The organism is Bacillus cereus group sp. BceL291, from assembly GCF_051776705.1.
GTDB classification, from domain to species: Bacteria; Bacillota; Bacilli; order Bacillales; family Bacillaceae_G; genus Bacillus_A; species Bacillus_A cereus.
Map to the genome: position 1 here is coordinate 80,926 of NZ_JBPWAP010000010.1, position 15,653 is coordinate 96,578.

Consider the following 15,653-nt stretch of genomic DNA (forward strand, 5'->3'; position numbering starts at 1 on the left):
GTACTGGGGCTTATGTTATTTCGCATGCATTTCTATATTAGAATTTCTATCATATCTTTTTTTCAATAAACCTTTTGTAACTAAAAGCACAGGAAATGCCACAGTTGAGAATATAGCTAATGCTGAAAATACTGCAAACCCATTTTGGTACCCGTAGTAATCGAGAAGTACTCCTCCAAACCACGGACCTATTACTGCTCCAATTCCCGAAAAGCCCATCGCACCGAAGTATGTTCCTTTTAGATACGCAACAGCAATATCATCAATAAATACATCCGTCATCGAAAACATTAAGACTTCTCCAATTGTAAAAATAATTGTACAAACGGCAGCACCTAGCATGGATTCTACTATTCCAAAGCCAAATAATCCCCCACTCACAAATAAAGCCCCCACCATAATGGATACTAACGGTGTATACTTTTTACAAATTTGAATAACAGGGTATTGAATTACGACTACAACAATCGCATTTAAAGCTAGCATATATGAAAATAATTTCACTCCATCCTGAAATATATGTGCATTTGCAAAATATTGAGATACTGTTGTCGTTAAATGAGAAAAACCACAATTACTCAAAATAATACCAACTAGTGCAACTAAAAATACGACATCCTTTCGCAAAATACGAATTGCCTTTAACATTGTGACAGGCTTTTCTGTATTTACTTTCTTTTTTTCAATCGGATACTTCTTAAATTGGAACGCTAATATAGCTGTATATAAAATGTATACTCCAGCTGCTACTAAAAACGGAATTGTTGATTTTGCGCTTCCAATCTGTAACCCGACAAGTGGGCCAATCGCTACTCCAACATTGATTGCACCGTAACGCAAATTATATACGAGTAAACGATACTCAGGTTTCGTTAAATCTGATAATAACGCTCTTGATGTTGGCTCAAAAAATGACCTACATAATCCATTCAAAGCATTTAATAAAAAGAAACTTAAAACATGATCTGCAAGTGAAAAACCAATGAATACAAAGACCCAAACGATCATGGACCATATTATAATCATATTTCGACCGAATCGATCTGATAAATTCCCTCCGATAAAACTAGCAAACACTCCAACAAGTGCACTCGTTCCGATAATAGCACCTGTCATTCCAGCTGATACACCTTTCACAGTCGTTAAATAAATTGCTAAAAAAGGAATACTCATTGACGTGGCGAACCTCGCAAATAAAGTCCCTATTATAATTGTCATTCCTAACGGATGAATATTTTGCAACTTCCCCTTCATCTTAAAAACCTACTCTCCCTGTTCTTACATAAAAAAAGAAAGCAAAGGATCTGCTTTCTTTTCCCTTTTTATACTTGCGCTGTTGATACCCGCGCTGTTCTCGTTATATCCATATCTATGCCATATGTAAACTGTAATTCTTTACAAACATCTTTAATTAATATTGCAACATTATACTTCTCATTAAATTGTAAAACGATGTTCTCCACTTCTTCATATGTATACTTATATTCGCCTGTAATGACACTTTTTAGATCAAAGCATTCGTTAATACAAAGTTGTACAAGTAGCTGGTCATATTTCTCTATTACATCTTCTTTCTTCCAAAGTAACTCTTTTACATATAACCGATCAAACTTCACACTTTCTCGATTACACTCCGTTAAAATCCGGGTCATTTCATTTAATTCTCGATACAATTCAGAAATATTTTTGCTTAAACTAAGCAGTTTATCTACGCCATTTTCATATAACATATTTATTCCACCCCCGCATTTTCTTCTTATTATAGCAAGAAAATTCTAAAAATAGTTTCTTTCTTCTGAAATATTAGGAAACTAATTTCAATTGCTTTACAATGAAACTAGTTAATGCGAGAGGAGAAAGAAAATTGGAGCACAAATTATATTACACTGACGCTTATAAGCAAGAATTTACTACTAAAATTATAAAGCAAGATTATGATAAAGACGGTAACTTATACGTTGTTTTAAACGAAACCGCATTTTATCCGACTGGTGGCGGACAACCACATGACACTGGAACTTTAAATGGTATTGCTGTACTTGATGTTGAAGAAGTCGACGAAGAAATCCGCCACTTCATTGCAGAACAATTACACACAGAAGACGTAGAAGGTAAAATCAATTGGGAGCGCCGGTTTGATCATATGCAGCAACATGCAGCTCAGCACATTTTATCTGCTGTTTTTTGGGACTATTTCAACATACCTACGATTGGATTCCATCTTGGAAAAGAAACGATAACAATTGATTTAGAAACAGAAAATCTGCATGCAGAAACGGTTGAAAAGGCAGTACAAATTGCCAATAAAATCGTTTTTGAAAACCACCCAATCCGTATAGAGTGGATGAACTTAGAAGAAGCAAAAACATTACCTCTTCGTAAAGAACCAACTATGACAGAGAATATACGTGTTGTTATTATCGAAAATTACGACTACAATGGCTGTGGTGGAACCCATCCGAAACGCACTGGTGAAGTTGGTCTTATTCAAGTACTAGGATGGGAGCGCAATAAAGGTGGTATACGCTTAACCTTTATCGCTGGTTGGCGTACACTTAAATTAATGGGGCAACAGCAACAAATTATGAAAGATGTTTCCAAACAATTAAACAGTAGCGAAACTGATATCCCAGCAAAAGTGGCACAGCTTCTTACCTCTCAAAAGGAAAACGAAAAAACAATACAAACAATGAATGAAAAATTATTATTTGCAGAGGCAAATGAATTACTGCAACAGCCCACCGAAATACATGCTGGGTTACTTATTTCTAAAGCATTTACAGATCGTTCTATGCAAGAAGTTGCAAAAATATCAGCTATCATTACAGAACAACAAGAGCATGCAATTACGTATTTCGTTATTGAAAATGATGACAAACTACAATGTATTCTCGCTTGCGGAAAAACAGTAACGCTCGATATGAATGCTCTTTTAAAAGATGCTCTTCCTGCAATTGAAGGAAAAGGTGGCGGAAATAAAAAGAGTGCACGCGGCGGCGGAAAAGCGGTTATGAACGGGGACGAGTTTTTAAATCAGCTTGTTTCTTCTTTACAGTCAGCAGTGTAAAACATGTTTATGAAGGATAGCTAACGGCTATCCTTCAACTATATTTACAGGCCTATATGTTGTTTCAACCCATGATAACTCCCTGAATTTGCAAAACCGCCACTTATAAGATTGATAAAAGTTTCCGAAAAACCATAATAACTTAATTCGTTAATCGGTACCATTTGCACATCATGAATCGGATTATGATCGAACTCGTTAGAAGATAGTGTAATTTCACCTTCAATCCTTTCAAGCAGAAACGTAATATGTAACAAAGATGGACTAGCATCTGGTTTATCACAAACATAGAGTAGCTTCTTAATTTTAACTTCTAATCCTGTTTCTTCTCTCATTTCTCGAATCATCGCTTCTTCTAACGTTTCACCATTCTCTACCCTTCCTCCAGGTAAAGACCAATCGCGATTAGCCACTTTTTGCTTTACTAGCAATACTTTTTCATCTTCAATTGAAATTCCCGTAACACGAACTTGCATTACATTTTCCATATGTAATCTCCTCTTCCTGTTATATTTACAAATTAATCCTTCCACAAAGAGAACATACGTTTTATAATTAAAGAAAATTATGGAAGAAAGAAGTTGTTATATTCATGCGTCCACCTTTAACAAAATCTATATCACTTGAAGATTTTCAAAACTATTATTGGTTAAAAGCAGAACTGCAAACATTTTGTCGCGAGCATGGTTTGCCAGCTAGTGGCTCTAAGACCGAAATAACCGAGCGTATCTCACATTATTTAACTACGGGGAAAGTCTTAAAAAACAGCTCTGTGCCAAAAGTGAGCAAAGCTCCCCTCTCTTATAAAGACCTTTCTCTTCAAACGATTATTACTAAAAATCACCGCTGTAGCGAAGATGTTCGTGCTTTTTTCAAAGAAAAAATCGGAACAAACTTCCGCTTTACAGTAGCTCTTCAAAAGTTTTTTAAAGAGAATGTTGGAAAAACATATGAAGACGCGATAACATTTTGGTATGAAGAAAACGAACGAAAAAAAGATCCTACTTATAAAACAACGATCAGCGCGCAATTTGAATACAATCGCTTTACTCGGGACTTTTTCGAAGATCCAAATAATAAAGGAAAAGCAAAAGCTGATGCGATTGCTGCTTGGAACGAAATGAAAGCGAAGCCTGGCAGCAATGTTTATGTTCCTCAAAAAGTAGAAAACTAGTTACCTCACTAGTCTTCTACTTTCTCAAATAATAGCGCAATCCCTATCCCGCCTCCAATTCCTAATGTAGCAATTCCATATTTCATAGACTCTCTTTGAGCCTGATAAAACAAACGTGTTACAAGCATAGCCCCAGATGCACCGTACGGATGACCGAGCGCAATTGCCCCACCATTTACATTTAATTTTTCATACGGAATTTGTAACTCTTTTGCGCAAGCAACAACTTTTGAGGCAAATGCTTCATTTATTTCAAAATAATCGATGTCCTCTACTTTTACATTCATTTCGTTTAATAATCTGTTCACCGCAAATATCGGACCAGTCCCTGGAAGATTGGGATCCACTCCCACTACAGTACTACGAACGAAACGAAGGACAGGTTTATAACCTAACTTTAAGGCTTGTCCCTCTTCCATTACAAGAACAGCACATGCCCCATCATTTACACCACATGCATTACCTGCCGTCACTGTTCCATTTTGTAAAAATGCGGGCTTTGTTCTTTTAATGATTCGTTCATAATTCATTTCTGGCTTTATAGATTCATCTAATAATCCATTAAAAGAAAATATTTCATCATGTATATATCCTTTTTCTAACGCTTGCAGTGTCCGCTTATAACTAAGACAAGCGTACTCGTCTTGCATTTCTCTCGTTATGTTATAACGCTCCGCAACATATTCAGCAGCTACTCCCATGTCAGGATTACCAATTGTTTCAGGTGAAAATCTTGCTCTTTTTTGAAAAGGTGACGTACTTGTACTCTCTACTCCTCCGGCGATATAGCAATTACCTGCCCCGCCTTGAATGAGATGACACGCAGTTCGAATTGCTTCTAAACCAGCACCACATTGCCGATCAATCGTTACACCAGGAATATGATAGCCAAGTCCTGCCTCTAAAGCAGATAATCTTGCAACATTCCCTCCTGGCCCAACAACATTTCCTAATATAACATCGTCTATCTCTCTCTTAATTCCTTTACTTAAAAACGTAAGAAGCGGCGTTGCTAATTGCTGAACTTCATACTCTTTTAATATCCCATCCTTCTTACCGATAGGTGTTCTTTTCGCCTCTACAATAACTGCCTTATTCATATGTTTTCTCCCGGTTTTCAATCATACTTTTTGCTTCCATACGAGCGATTTTCCCACTATTTGTATAAGGTATTCCATCTACAAAATGCCATTCTTTCGGTATTTTAAACGAGGATAATCGTTGTAAGCAAAAACTCTTTAATTGTTGTTTCGTAGCACTTCCTTTTACGATCGCGACGGGCTTTTCACCCCAGTAACTATCTTTCACACCAATTACAACTATTTCATCAACAGCTGGGTGTTCATGTAATACACTTTCTATTTCTTCTGGATAAATATTGATTCCTCCAAATAAAATCATATTCTTCTCTCTACCAACAATATATATAAAGCCTTCTTCATCTTCATAGCCTACATCTCGCACTGTCATCCAGCCATCTGCATTCAACTCCCGTGTTAAAACCCCATCTATTATGTATCCCATAAAAAACTGATCACTTTTCACATAAACAGTTCCTATCTCGCCTTTTTGTACTTCTTCGCCTGCTTCATTACATATTCGAACTTGCACATTGTGACAAGGTTTTCCTACTGAATTTGGCCTTCTTTCGCTTTCTGCATCGACTAGTGCTGTTACAAAACTTAACTCTGATGCACCATAAAATTCATATCTTTTCGCATAAGGAAATATATTCTTTATTTTTTCTTTCGCTTCAGCTTCCCATTTCGCTCCTGATGAAATAATTTTCATTTTATTTTCTATTAATCTATTTTCTTTATATAAAGATTCAAGCATTGTCGGAACTGTATACATAACCGATATATTTTCAGTTTCTAACTTATCTAATACTTGATTCGGAATGAACTTTCTCATAATGTGCACCGTTTGTCCTACATATAATGCACTTATTGCCCCGTATAAGAAAAGAGAATGAACGAGCGTCCCAGCTATTAAAATTGAATCCTCCATTTTCATATGAAAGTCATGTACATTACAATCAAAACTATGAACCCACGATTGCTGTGCACGTAAAAATGCTTTTGCTTTTCCAGTTGATCCTGATGTAAATCCCATATAAAAGGGAGCATTTCGTAAACTTTCTACAGTGGAATGTGTAGGAAGATATTTCTCTATCATTCTTTTCCACTCATCAATTTCAATTACTCTTCCTTCTTCATCAGGTAGATCATTTACCTTATATCGTTCTGTCACAATCATATCCAGATTACTGATCTCAATTCTTTCTCTGAGCTCATCTTGTTTCCACTTTATATCTAACGGAACACAAACCCACCCGGCCATAGCGGCACCAGCGAATAGTTGTAAAAACTCTATACGATTTTCTAATAGGATTGCTATTGTTTTATTCTTTGATTCTGTTGCGTGCAACCAGTTTGCTACTTTACAAACTGATTCGAACCACTCTTTATATGTTAAAACTCTATCATTTTCCTTTATCGCTATTTTATTTGGTTGTAAAGAGGCATGCTTTTTGTATTCTTTTGTAATACCCATATGAGACGTCCTTTCTTTACAAAAATAATAAAAAGAAACACGGAATTAACGTGTTTCTTCCCTTTATCATCCCGCATTTGTATATTTTCCATTCTTTAAAGCGGGCGTAATAATATGTTTCAATGAACGATGTAATTTTGTTACGAGAATCGCCGCGATAATTGCTTTTATACAATCCCCTGGTAAAAACACAGCACTCACTTTCATTGTCTCCCATACAGAAACATCCATTAAAAACGCTTGTACAGTAATACCAAATACATAAACTACGAAAATACCACCAATTATATTAATACATAATACTTTTATAATAGAAACTTCACGTAAACGCTCAATTAAATAACCAATAACAAACGCTCCAATGATGTAACCAAGTAAATATCCTGCACTTGGCCCAACAAATACACCAAGGCCACCGCGTCCACCAGCAAGTAATGGTGCTCCAACTCCTACAATAAGTAAGAAAATAAGCTGACTTAATGCACCAAGGCGTGACCCTAACAATCCACCCGCAAGCATAACACCGAGTGATTGCAATGTAATCGGAACTGGTGTAATAGAAAGAGCAATCGGAGGTATTAACCCTAACACTCCCATAATAGAACTAAATAAAGCGACGAAAACTAATTTTTTTGTATGCATATTTTCTTCTCCTGTTTGTAAACTTAAAAGTGTTTTTAGGTAACATATCACGAAAATTATATTATCTTTCCACCCTTCTTTTGTCAACTTTTATTTCATTTAAGTTTACAAATAAGAATTCACTTATTTCTCTCTATGCAAATGCTCCAGTTCTTTCCGAAGCGCCTGTTTCAAAAACTTCCCAACAGATGTTTTCGGTATTTCTTCCATAAATACAATATCATCTGGTAACCACCACTTCGCAAACTGTGGTTTTAAAAACTCATATATTTCTTCTTTTGTAACCGTACTATTTTTCTTTTGAACGACGCAGGCAATTGGTCGCTCTTGCCACTGAGGGTGAGGAATCGCAACGACGGTCGCTTCAAATATAGCATCATGTGCCATTAAAGCATTTTCAAGATCGACCGAAGAAATCCATTCTCCCCCGCTTTTAATAACATCCTTCGTACGGTCAACAATTTTCACGCAGCCTTCCTCATCAACCGTAACGACATCTCCTGTATATAACCAACCATCACGAAAACCTTCGACAGTACGATTATCGTTATAATAGCTTTCAGCGATCCATGGCGCTCGTAAACATAGTTCTCCCATCTCCGTACCATCCCACTTCACTTCACCATTTGTACCGACTACTTTCATCTCTACACCAGGGACAAGATACCCTTGTTTTGATCTAATTTCTAATTGCTCTTCATACGATAATTCTGTTTCATAACTTTTTAAACGTGCAAGTGTTACGAGTGGGCTCGTTTCAGTCATACCATATGCATGTATGAATGGAACATTATGTTTCTGTTCAAATGCTTTAATAACGCTTTTCGGCGCAGCTGCACCTCCGCATAGTATTCTCGTCATACTAGATAAATCGTAACTATTATTTTCTAACTCTTGTAATACGCCGAGCCAAATTGTCGGCACACCCGCAGCTAACGTCACTTTTTCTGATTGAATCATCTCTAATAAAATTTTCGGGGTAAACATCGGTCCAGGAAGAACTTGTTTTGATCCAAACCAAGTAGCCGCAAAAGGAAGTCCCCAAGCGTTCACATGAAACATCGGGACGATTGCCATTGCTGCGTCACTTTCCGATAAAGCAGCTGTATCAGCTAAACCGAGTGCCATACAATGCAATACAGTACTACGATGCGTATATACAACACCTTTTGGGTTTCCTGTAGTCGCTGACGTATAACACATACCAGCAGGTGTATTTTCATCAATATCTTTTACAAATTGGAAATTGGGATCGCCTTCTTCTAATAGCTTTTCATAATGATATACAGGCTCCAGCATAGTATTTGGAAGTTCATCTTTATCAGTCATAATAATGTAAGCTTGTACAGTTGATAATTGTGATTGAATATTTTCAACGAGCGGTACGAGATCTTCATCTATAAGTAGAATTCGGTCTTCTGCGTGCTGAATAATGTATGAAATATGTTGAGGAGATAAACGAATATTAATCGTGTGCAAAACAGAAGCAATACCTGGAATAGCAAAATACGCTTCTACATGTCGATGATGGTTCCACGCTAATGTTCCTACAGGTTCACCTTCTTTAATTCCAAGCTTTTTCAACGCACTGGAAAGTCTTCTCGTCCTTTCCCCTAACTGCTTATATGTTAACGTTGTAACTGTATCATGTGTCCGTGAAACAATTTCTTTCTTCGAAAACAGTTTCTCTGCTCTTTCCATCATAGAACTAATTGTTAGCGGTACATTCATCATCATATTTGTTATATCCCCCTTTAAAGCGTTTTCATTTTTCGTTTATTATAACAGACTTCCGCAAATGGTTACGACATTTTTCTGTTTTTTCTGAATTATTTCTTTGGAAATAATTCAGAACGATAAAAAACATGTTTTGAATACATTGATTCGAAACATGTTTTTTATCTTTTATAAACTATCTACCTTTTTTCTTACTTTCTTTTTCAGTTTAAAAATAAAACGATTACTGTATTCCTTATTTTCTACTAAAATTCGATATATCTCCCATACTCCTAACACACGAACAAAAAGATAAACTCCGATAGCAATAAGTACAACACAGTACGGATAATACTGAACTAATTCCCCTGAAGTGATATGCTTTTTCTCAAACAAAAACGGGATCGCACCTGCTGCTATAAAACAAAATCCAACGATCATTACCGCAGCATACTTCTTCTTAATAATCACATATCTTTTTGTCAATTCTTTTAGAAAGTTTTGATCAAATAGTAGTTCTTCCTTTTTCAATACATTGTATCGACTCTCTTCTATCGTTACAGGTGCCATCATTGCTCCAATTCCAAGAACAGCAATGATAATGACAAGAAATGTCGACATTGTTGCATTTTCTTTAAATAATAGATACGGTATTGTAGACAAAATAAGCAAACTAAACCCTAACGCTATATATTTTGAAATCTTTTGTCCGTACACTATATACCCTTCTGCCATTTCCTGACTTACGTAATAGCCATCCACATTTTCATTACTTTGCTCTGCAGTTTCTTTTAATAAATAGTCGAGTGATACTTCAAAAACATTTCCAATCATTATTAACTTTTCAGTTTCAGGAAAACCTTGACCGTTTTCCCATTTACTAACCGCTTGCCTTGTTGTGTTTAATTTTTCAGCTAATGCTTCTTGAGAAAGGCCCTTTTCCTTTCTTAATTTAAAAAGCTTTTCACCAAATCCCATATGTGTGCCCCCCTTTGTTTTCTTACCTAAATTGTATGTAGACATTGCCCTTATCTCTATCTTCCCGGGGTTGCACTTTGTCAACTTACGGTTGCGATTGTGTTATTTAGTGGTTTTATAGACGATTTAGCTATTTTCCTTCTATGATTATGGCGTTAATAAACCAAGACCCCTTAACAACCAATTATAACAATTAAAGGTAATTATTGTTATGAAAAATAAAAAAACTCCTTTATTCATTTAAAGGAGTTTTTTATATGAAATATTTCATTTATCCATATATCTTTCTCGAGATATACAATATCTTTTCGTGTCACGATACTTACCTTTAATGAACATATCCTTTTGAATCGTGCACTCGTACTCCATATTCAAACGTTTCATTAATTTTTCAGATGCTTCATTTTCTGAATCACATCCCGCTTCAATACTATTAAGATGCAACTCATGAAAACCATAGTAGAAAAAAGCTAATGCAGCCTCCGTAGCTAATCCTCTTCCCCAATATTTTCGAGATAAGGCGTATGCAATTTCTGCTGTATGTGTGACCAAATCATATTTTATAAATCCACACGTGCCTATAAGTTTCTTCTCCTCTTTTAATACAATTCCAAGAGGTGCTACTTGCCCTCCATTATATTGCCCCACAATTTCTTCTATATAGTTATATGTGTCACATAACGATCGATGAGCATCCCATACAGTAAAAGTTGTCATCTCTTTATCTGTAGCATACTCATATATATGTAAACTATCACTCATATTCATTTTCCTTAACATAAGTCGTTTCGTATACAAAGTTGGATATGACCACTTCTCAATAATCATAAAGGTTTCTGTTTAAACCTTTCATAATTCCTTACCTTTAATAAAAGGATATTCCCACAATCTGTACAAATATAAGCATCCACCGGTGAAGATGTGAACATCGTTTCCTTTTTCCGTATTTGTGCATATCCAACAAACTCACCTTCTCCTATATTTTGAGAACCACAATTAGAGCATGTCTGCACGTCTTTCTGTTTCATGAGAGCACCACCTTTAATCTGTTTCTACTCCCTTCGACAGTTCAATTCCATTTCCCTTCCAAAAAACTTCTTATTCTCCTACATTACAACAGGAATCTCAAAACAAAAATCGTATATATACTATGAAATATATTTATTAACGGAGGAATTTTATGACTACTGTTATGACACTCGATATAGCAACAGAAATTGAAAATGCAGAAATTGATATGCTCTCTTCTAGATTAGAGAGACTACAAACAATAAGCGGAAACCCCATGCAAGTGCAAATAAAAAAATTCGGTAGCGCCACTGCCTTTTCATCAAAAATAATTGCTGGTCCTGCTTTTAATACGGTAAAAGGTATTACAAATGCAGATGCGATTGATGCAATCATTTCTTATTATGAATCACTACAAATCCCTTGTCGTTTTGAAATTACCCCAGCACAAGGTACAACTGAATTATTTCAATACTTATCTCAAAAAGGGTTTTATCAATCTAGCTTCCATACCGCTTTGTATAGTATACCGAGAGAGGGTTCATCACTTCTTCCTTCTAATATTACAATACGAAAACTAAAAGAAAATGAGTTTGATATTTTTGCAGACATTTATGTATGTGGATTTAATATGCCATCCTTTACAAAAGATAGCGTGCGCCAAAATAATGAAATTCTTTACAATGAACCAGGATGGCATTTTTTCATAGCTGAAGTTCAAAATATCCCTGCTGGTATTGGTGTCCTGTATATAAATAAGGGTGTCGCATCATTAGCTGCTTCTGCTACTTTGCCAGAATTTCAGCGTAAAGGCTGTCATACTGCATTAATTCAAAAACGAATTAAGACAGCTATTGAATCCAATTGTACTTTAATAGTTGGACAAGCAAGGTTCGGTAGCGGCAGTCAAAATAACATGGAACGTGCCCACATGAAAATTGCTTATACAAAATCAATATGGACCGCAAGAGACATATTATAATTTACTTTATTTCTCCTTCCGTTACATTTTTAAACATTTTATGACAATTCCTTTTCTATCCTATTAATCATTTGAATATTCCAACTAGATTTGTTACGCTATTACTAGGTACATCATTCAACTTGCACTATGAAAAGAGAATTCTAATCAAACTACAAGGAGGAGAAATGTATGACTAAGCATGAACACGGTTTAAAAGAAAAAGTAGAAGGTGCCATTGATAAGGTAAAAGGCGAAGTAAAAGAAGCTGTTGGGAAAGTAACTGACAATAAGAAATTACAAGCTGAAGGAAAATGGGATAAGGTGAAAGGCACTGCTAAAGATACAGTTGGTAATGTGAAAGAAAAAGTACATGAATATAAGGAACATAAATAATAAAAAACACGTTGGATGAATTTTCATCTAACGTGTTTTTTATTTTACTTTATATACATAATGAACCAAATGACATATGATATATTTTTATTTCTCTATGTTCTTTGTAAGCGGTTCTTTAAAGGCATTTCTATTCCATACAACAAAAACAATAAGAGAAATAATAAAGAATGCAACAAGACATATACCCAGATAATCAAAATTAACTACTTGTATGAGATTCCAAAACGGGCCCTGTAAATTATAGCTTTCAATAAGCAAAGATAATAGTTGATATCCCCCTATTAAAAAAGCCGTAATAACAGATATTGAGGTAATTAATACATTATATGAATTTCTTATTCGACTATTTTCCATTGCCCACTTATAATTCGTATTCATGAATGTACTATCTAATGTATCCATCAATGACATTCCGGCAGCAAACAAAACGGGGAAAGCAAATATACTTACAAGTGGAATAGATTGACTTGTTGCAGTTACTGTAGAAAGAGCAATTAATCCAATTTCACTCGCTGTATCAAAACCAAGTCCAAATAAAAAACCGATTATATACAATTGCTTCTGACTATCAATAAACGTAAATAAGCGCTGTGTGAAACGATATATAAACCCTAAATTTTCTGGCTGTTTGTCCTCGTGGCTTCTCAACACTTTAATAAGGTACAACAGATTGGTAAGACCAATAATGATAAGGAATGTACTAGAAACGATTGTACCGATAATACCGCCTATAGTTGAAAAGCTCTCCATTCCATGTTTTGCCGTTTTTCCAATTAAAGCAATTAATACAATCATCGCAAATACTACCGTAGAGTGTCCTAATGAGAAGTAAAATCCCACCCCCTGTGAGTTTTTACCTTTTTCAATTAATTTCCGAACAGTATTATCAATTGCGACAATATGATCACTATCAAACGCATGACGCAACCCTAAAGAATATGCAATAATAGCCATTCCGATTATGCTATTACCTTTATATAGCGCCGGTAATAATAATAAAATTCCAAGCACATGAAGAAATATAATAATAACAAAAAAGTTGGTTGCCTTTTTCAGTTCACTTTTCCACATAGTTACTAACCCTTTCTACTTTAAATTGAATACTCTTGAAAAAGAAAAGTGCCATAATAAAAACTAAAATCGTTATAATAGTCGCTAAAATAATTACAAAATTATTTAACACGTCGGTATGATTTGTAAGTGTTAACAGAGCTGGTACTGTTGCAGTAATCCAAGATTCAATGAAGCAAACAATACCTACATAAATATGAATCTTCTTTTTCAATCCATCTTGTAGGAAAAATAAAAACCAAAGGAATGCCCAAAAGAACCAAATTATTGTACTTTGCAAACTACCACTCTCATGTAATTGATTCACAATTCCCATAACCGTTGCAATGATAGCAACCCAAAGAGAATAGTAACCTACACCTGAAGAATCAAGTTTTAATATATTCGTAAGACCAACATATAAATAAGTAAAACCAAATAAAAAAATAGTTCCATTAGATAGGATAGTCCACTCATCGGATTGACTTCCTGTAAATAATAAATATAATGGTGTCAAAGTTTGTAATGCCCCTACAAATAAATTAAAGTATCCTACACTTTTGCTATCAATAAGTTTAAAAGCTGCTAGTGAATTCATAAATAGAACTGCACCGACAAACAATAATCCCACATTAGTCATAGTATCCCCTTCTCCTACTTAATATTTTCGATAGGATGTTAATTCTTCATGTAGACAATTCTCTCTAACAAAACGATGACACTGAAAAAATATAGACTCCATATCCTCAGTATTATGACTAAGTATGCGAATGACAAAGCCTTTACATGGTGTAGAAGATATTCCAATTTTCATATTGTTAGTGTCAGAAAGTGATGTTTTCAATGTTGCAATTAAATCATTTGTAATGTTCTCATTAATAACTATGAAAGTACCATAATGGGAATATTGATTTAATATTCCCATTTGATCTAACGACTCTTTGAAAGGGTTTAGCAATAAATGATCGTATACTACAAGTTTATTTTCCATATATATTTTTGTTAACGAATCAAAATATTGGTATGTGAACTTCTCCATATTTGGCGACCAACCAGGCGTAACTGAATCGCATAAAATCAATGTAGAATTATTTTGCATATATATATTTGTTTTTTGCTTATATGCTGCATCCTTGTACATAATTAACGGGTCTGGTAAATACTCCATAACAGCATTCTCACCAATATAAAAATTCAATTCTTGCAAAGCATAACTATTTGGAGTCTTGTAAACTTTCGTTGCTGATTGGCTTGTTATATATGTTTTCGCATCTTTACCAACATTTATATTTATAAAATAGAAATCTCCTTTTAAATAGCCTCCACCAGAATTCATAATATAGTAATATGCTCTACCATACTCATCCAAATATATTGGCTGCGTTACTTTTAAGGCATCTTTATGATAAACCTTAATAGGTACGGTTTTATGTCTCTTTTCCATCATATCAATGTTTAAGACACCTGTAGGGGATTTCATTTTTTCAGTCCTTCTAACATAATGTTCTGTCTCATCCAATTTATTAATTCTTGTAAACCTTCCTCATCCTTCAAATTTGTAAAAAAGTATGGTTTATTATGTCGGTAATTTTTCGTATCCTGCTCCATAACTCCAAGATTAGCTCCTACATAAGGTGCCAAATCCGTTTTATTAATTACAAATACATCAGATTTGATCATTCCTTGTCCACCTTTACGCGGAATCTTTTCTCCCTGTGCCACATCAATAATATAAATTGAAAAATCCACTAGCTCCGGACTAAATGTGGCAGCTAAATTATCACCCCCGCTTTCAATAAAAATAATATCTAAATTATTATGTCTAATCATGAGTTCTTCAATTGCTTCAAAATTCATAGAAGCGTCCTCTCGAATTGCTGTATGCGGGCACCCCCCTGTCTCTACACCAATAATTCTATCTTCTGATAAAACACCTGTTTTCAATAAAATCTTTGCATCTTCTTTCGTATAAATATCGTTTGTAATTGCTGCAATTTCATAATCTGTATTTAGATGTTTTGTTAACTTTTCAACTAACATGGTTTTCCCAGCACCTACCGGACCACCGATACCAATTTTAATAGGCTTTATCATTTTATTCT

General features: G+C 34.9%; 18 protein-coding genes. 4 read left to right on the forward strand and 14 right to left on the reverse strand.

Annotation, left to right across the window (positions count from 1 at the left end; all coding sequences use genetic code 11):
• Positions 1-15: 15 nt before the first annotated feature.
• Entirely contained in the window at positions 16-1,254 is a 1,239-nt protein-coding gene (locus ACS2CR_RS09850) for an MDR family MFS transporter (RefSeq protein ID WP_053512819.1), read from the reverse strand.
• 68 nt (positions 1,255-1,322) lie between these two features.
• The gene (locus ACS2CR_RS09855; RefSeq protein ID WP_000965148.1) at positions 1,323-1,730 is read right to left on the reverse strand and encodes a hypothetical protein; all 408 of its coding nucleotides are present in this window, start codon (positions 1,728-1,730) and stop codon (positions 1,323-1,325) included.
• A 134-nt stretch (positions 1,731-1,864) separates the two neighbouring features.
• Between ACS2CR_RS09855 and ACS2CR_RS09860 the strand changes: the two genes are divergently transcribed.
• Positions 1,865-3,067: an alanyl-tRNA editing protein gene (locus ACS2CR_RS09860; protein ID WP_153580132.1), complete on the forward strand. Its 1,203-nt coding sequence runs from the start codon at positions 1,865-1,867 to the stop codon at positions 3,065-3,067.
• Between the two features lie 44 nt (positions 3,068-3,111).
• On the opposite strand, the gene ACS2CR_RS09865 is transcribed toward ACS2CR_RS09860, so the two are convergent.
• Positions 3,112-3,555 carry an NUDIX hydrolase gene (locus ACS2CR_RS09865; RefSeq protein WP_053512821.1) on the reverse strand — a complete coding sequence of 148 codons (444 nt, stop codon included), beginning with the start codon at positions 3,553-3,555 and terminating at the stop codon, positions 3,112-3,114.
• Between the two features lie 104 nt (positions 3,556-3,659).
• Between ACS2CR_RS09865 and ACS2CR_RS09870 the strand changes: the two genes are divergently transcribed.
• Entirely contained in the window at positions 3,660-4,241 is a 582-nt protein-coding gene (locus ACS2CR_RS09870; RefSeq protein ID WP_001247742.1) for a DUF6434 domain-containing protein, read from the forward strand.
• Between the two features lie 8 nt (positions 4,242-4,249).
• On the opposite strand, the gene ACS2CR_RS09875 is transcribed toward ACS2CR_RS09870, so the two are convergent.
• The 7 genes from ACS2CR_RS09875 to ACS2CR_RS09905 all read right to left on the reverse strand — a co-directional run bounded on the left by ACS2CR_RS09875 (position 4,250) and on the right by ACS2CR_RS09905 (position 11,161).
• A complete protein-coding gene (locus ACS2CR_RS09875; RefSeq protein WP_053512822.1) occupies positions 4,250-5,341 on the reverse strand; it encodes an acetyl-CoA C-acyltransferase in 1,092 nt (363 codons plus the stop codon).
• Entirely contained in the window at positions 5,334-6,797 is a 1,464-nt protein-coding gene (locus tag ACS2CR_RS09880; protein WP_048568329.1) for an acyl-CoA synthetase, read from the reverse strand. The genes ACS2CR_RS09875 and ACS2CR_RS09880 overlap by 8 nt, the downstream gene beginning before the upstream one ends.
• 66 nt (positions 6,798-6,863) lie before the next feature.
• The gene (locus ACS2CR_RS09885; protein WP_000556954.1) at positions 6,864-7,439 is read right to left on the reverse strand and encodes a biotin transporter BioY; all 576 of its coding nucleotides are present in this window, start codon (positions 7,437-7,439) and stop codon (positions 6,864-6,866) included.
• Between the two features lie 123 nt (positions 7,440-7,562).
• Entirely contained in the window at positions 7,563-9,176 is a 1,614-nt protein-coding gene (locus ACS2CR_RS09890) for a long-chain fatty acid--CoA ligase (RefSeq protein WP_153602509.1), read from the reverse strand.
• A gap of 168 nt (positions 9,177-9,344) precedes the next feature.
• Positions 9,345-10,133, reverse strand: coding sequence for a helix-turn-helix domain-containing protein (locus ACS2CR_RS09895; protein ID WP_000505614.1), 789 nt, complete (start codon positions 10,131-10,133; stop codon positions 9,345-9,347).
• A 267-nt stretch (positions 10,134-10,400) separates the two neighbouring features.
• Entirely contained in the window at positions 10,401-10,961 is a 561-nt protein-coding gene (locus tag ACS2CR_RS09900) for a GNAT family N-acetyltransferase (RefSeq protein WP_016111161.1), read from the reverse strand.
• Entirely contained in the window at positions 10,958-11,161 is a 204-nt protein-coding gene (locus ACS2CR_RS09905) for a hypothetical protein (protein WP_000810210.1), read from the reverse strand. The genes ACS2CR_RS09900 and ACS2CR_RS09905 overlap by 4 nt, the downstream gene beginning before the upstream one ends.
• Positions 11,162-11,313: 152 nt before the next feature.
• Between ACS2CR_RS09905 and ACS2CR_RS09910 the strand changes: the two genes are divergently transcribed.
• Positions 11,314-12,123 (forward strand): GNAT family N-acetyltransferase, encoded by an 810-nt coding sequence (locus ACS2CR_RS09910; protein ID WP_000214338.1) that lies wholly within the window; start codon positions 11,314-11,316, stop codon positions 12,121-12,123.
• 171 nt (positions 12,124-12,294) lie between these two features.
• On the forward strand, positions 12,295-12,498 hold the full coding sequence (locus ACS2CR_RS09915) for a CsbD family protein (protein WP_000160423.1): 204 nt from the start codon (positions 12,295-12,297) through the stop codon (positions 12,496-12,498).
• Between the two features lie 87 nt (positions 12,499-12,585).
• Here ACS2CR_RS09915 and ACS2CR_RS09920 read toward each other — a convergent pair whose 3' ends face one another.
• From ACS2CR_RS09920 to ureG, 4 genes are read right to left on the reverse strand one after another with little or no spacing between them, the layout of a single operon-like run.
• Positions 12,586-13,572: a HoxN/HupN/NixA family nickel/cobalt transporter gene (locus ACS2CR_RS09920; RefSeq protein ID WP_153602508.1), complete on the reverse strand. Its 987-nt coding sequence runs from the start codon at positions 13,570-13,572 to the stop codon at positions 12,586-12,588.
• On the reverse strand, positions 13,559-14,191 hold the full coding sequence (locus tag ACS2CR_RS09925; RefSeq protein WP_000185993.1) for an AmiS/UreI family transporter: 633 nt from the start codon (positions 14,189-14,191) through the stop codon (positions 13,559-13,561). Before ACS2CR_RS09925 ends, ACS2CR_RS09920 begins: the two co-directional genes overlap by 14 nt.
• Positions 14,192-14,209: 18 nt before the next feature.
• A complete protein-coding gene (locus ACS2CR_RS09930) occupies positions 14,210-15,031 on the reverse strand; it encodes an urease accessory protein UreD (protein ID WP_053512824.1) in 822 nt (273 codons plus the stop codon).
• Positions 15,028-15,645 (reverse strand): urease accessory protein UreG, encoded by a 618-nt coding sequence (gene ureG / locus ACS2CR_RS09935; RefSeq protein ID WP_000594928.1) that lies wholly within the window; start codon positions 15,643-15,645, stop codon positions 15,028-15,030. The genes ACS2CR_RS09930 and ureG overlap by 4 nt, the downstream gene beginning before the upstream one ends.
• Between the last annotated feature and the right edge of the window lie 8 nt (positions 15,646-15,653).

What these genes read in the sequence shown, in the direction of transcription:
- ACS2CR_RS09890 (WP_153602509.1), bottom strand. Translation starts at nt 9,176, where the DNA reads ATGATGATGAATGTACCGCTAACAATTAGTTCTATGATGGAAAGAGCA.
- ACS2CR_RS09880 (WP_048568329.1), bottom strand. Translation starts at nt 6,797, where the DNA reads ATGGGTATTACAAAAGAATACAAAAAGCATGCCTCTTTACAACCAAAT.
- ACS2CR_RS09865 (WP_053512821.1), bottom strand. Translation starts at nt 3,555, where the DNA reads ATGGAAAATGTAATGCAAGTTCGTGTTACGGGAATTTCAATTGAAGAT.
- ACS2CR_RS09920 (WP_153602508.1), bottom strand. Translation starts at nt 13,572, where the DNA reads ATGTGGAAAAGTGAACTGAAAAAGGCAACCAACTTTTTTGTTATTATT.
- ACS2CR_RS09915 (WP_000160423.1), top strand. Translation starts at nt 12,295, where the DNA reads ATGACTAAGCATGAACACGGTTTAAAAGAAAAAGTAGAAGGTGCCATT.
- ACS2CR_RS09850 (WP_053512819.1), bottom strand. Translation starts at nt 1,254, where the DNA reads ATGAAGGGGAAGTTGCAAAATATTCATCCGTTAGGAATGACAATTATA.
- ACS2CR_RS09895 (WP_000505614.1), bottom strand. Translation starts at nt 10,133, where the DNA reads ATGGGATTTGGTGAAAAGCTTTTTAAATTAAGAAAGGAAAAGGGCCTT.
- ACS2CR_RS09885 (WP_000556954.1), bottom strand. Translation starts at nt 7,439, where the DNA reads ATGCATACAAAAAAATTAGTTTTCGTCGCTTTATTTAGTTCTATTATG.
- ACS2CR_RS09900 (WP_016111161.1), bottom strand. Translation starts at nt 10,961, where the DNA reads ATGATTATTGAGAAGTGGTCATATCCAACTTTGTATACGAAACGACTT.
- ACS2CR_RS09930 (WP_053512824.1), bottom strand. Translation starts at nt 15,031, where the DNA reads ATGAAATCCCCTACAGGTGTCTTAAACATTGATATGATGGAAAAGAGA.
- ACS2CR_RS09875 (WP_053512822.1), bottom strand. Translation starts at nt 5,341, where the DNA reads ATGAATAAGGCAGTTATTGTAGAGGCGAAAAGAACACCTATCGGTAAG.
- ACS2CR_RS09910 (WP_000214338.1), top strand. Translation starts at nt 11,314, where the DNA reads ATGACTACTGTTATGACACTCGATATAGCAACAGAAATTGAAAATGCA.
- ACS2CR_RS09870 (WP_001247742.1), top strand. Translation starts at nt 3,660, where the DNA reads ATGCGTCCACCTTTAACAAAATCTATATCACTTGAAGATTTTCAAAAC.
- ACS2CR_RS09925 (WP_000185993.1), bottom strand. Translation starts at nt 14,191, where the DNA reads ATGACTAATGTGGGATTATTGTTTGTCGGTGCAGTTCTATTTATGAAT.
- ACS2CR_RS09855 (WP_000965148.1), bottom strand. Translation starts at nt 1,730, where the DNA reads ATGTTATATGAAAATGGCGTAGATAAACTGCTTAGTTTAAGCAAAAAT.
- ACS2CR_RS09905 (WP_000810210.1), bottom strand. Translation starts at nt 11,161, where the DNA reads ATGAAACAGAAAGACGTGCAGACATGCTCTAATTGTGGTTCTCAAAAT.
- ureG (WP_000594928.1), bottom strand. Translation starts at nt 15,645, where the DNA reads ATGATAAAGCCTATTAAAATTGGTATCGGTGGTCCGGTAGGTGCTGGG.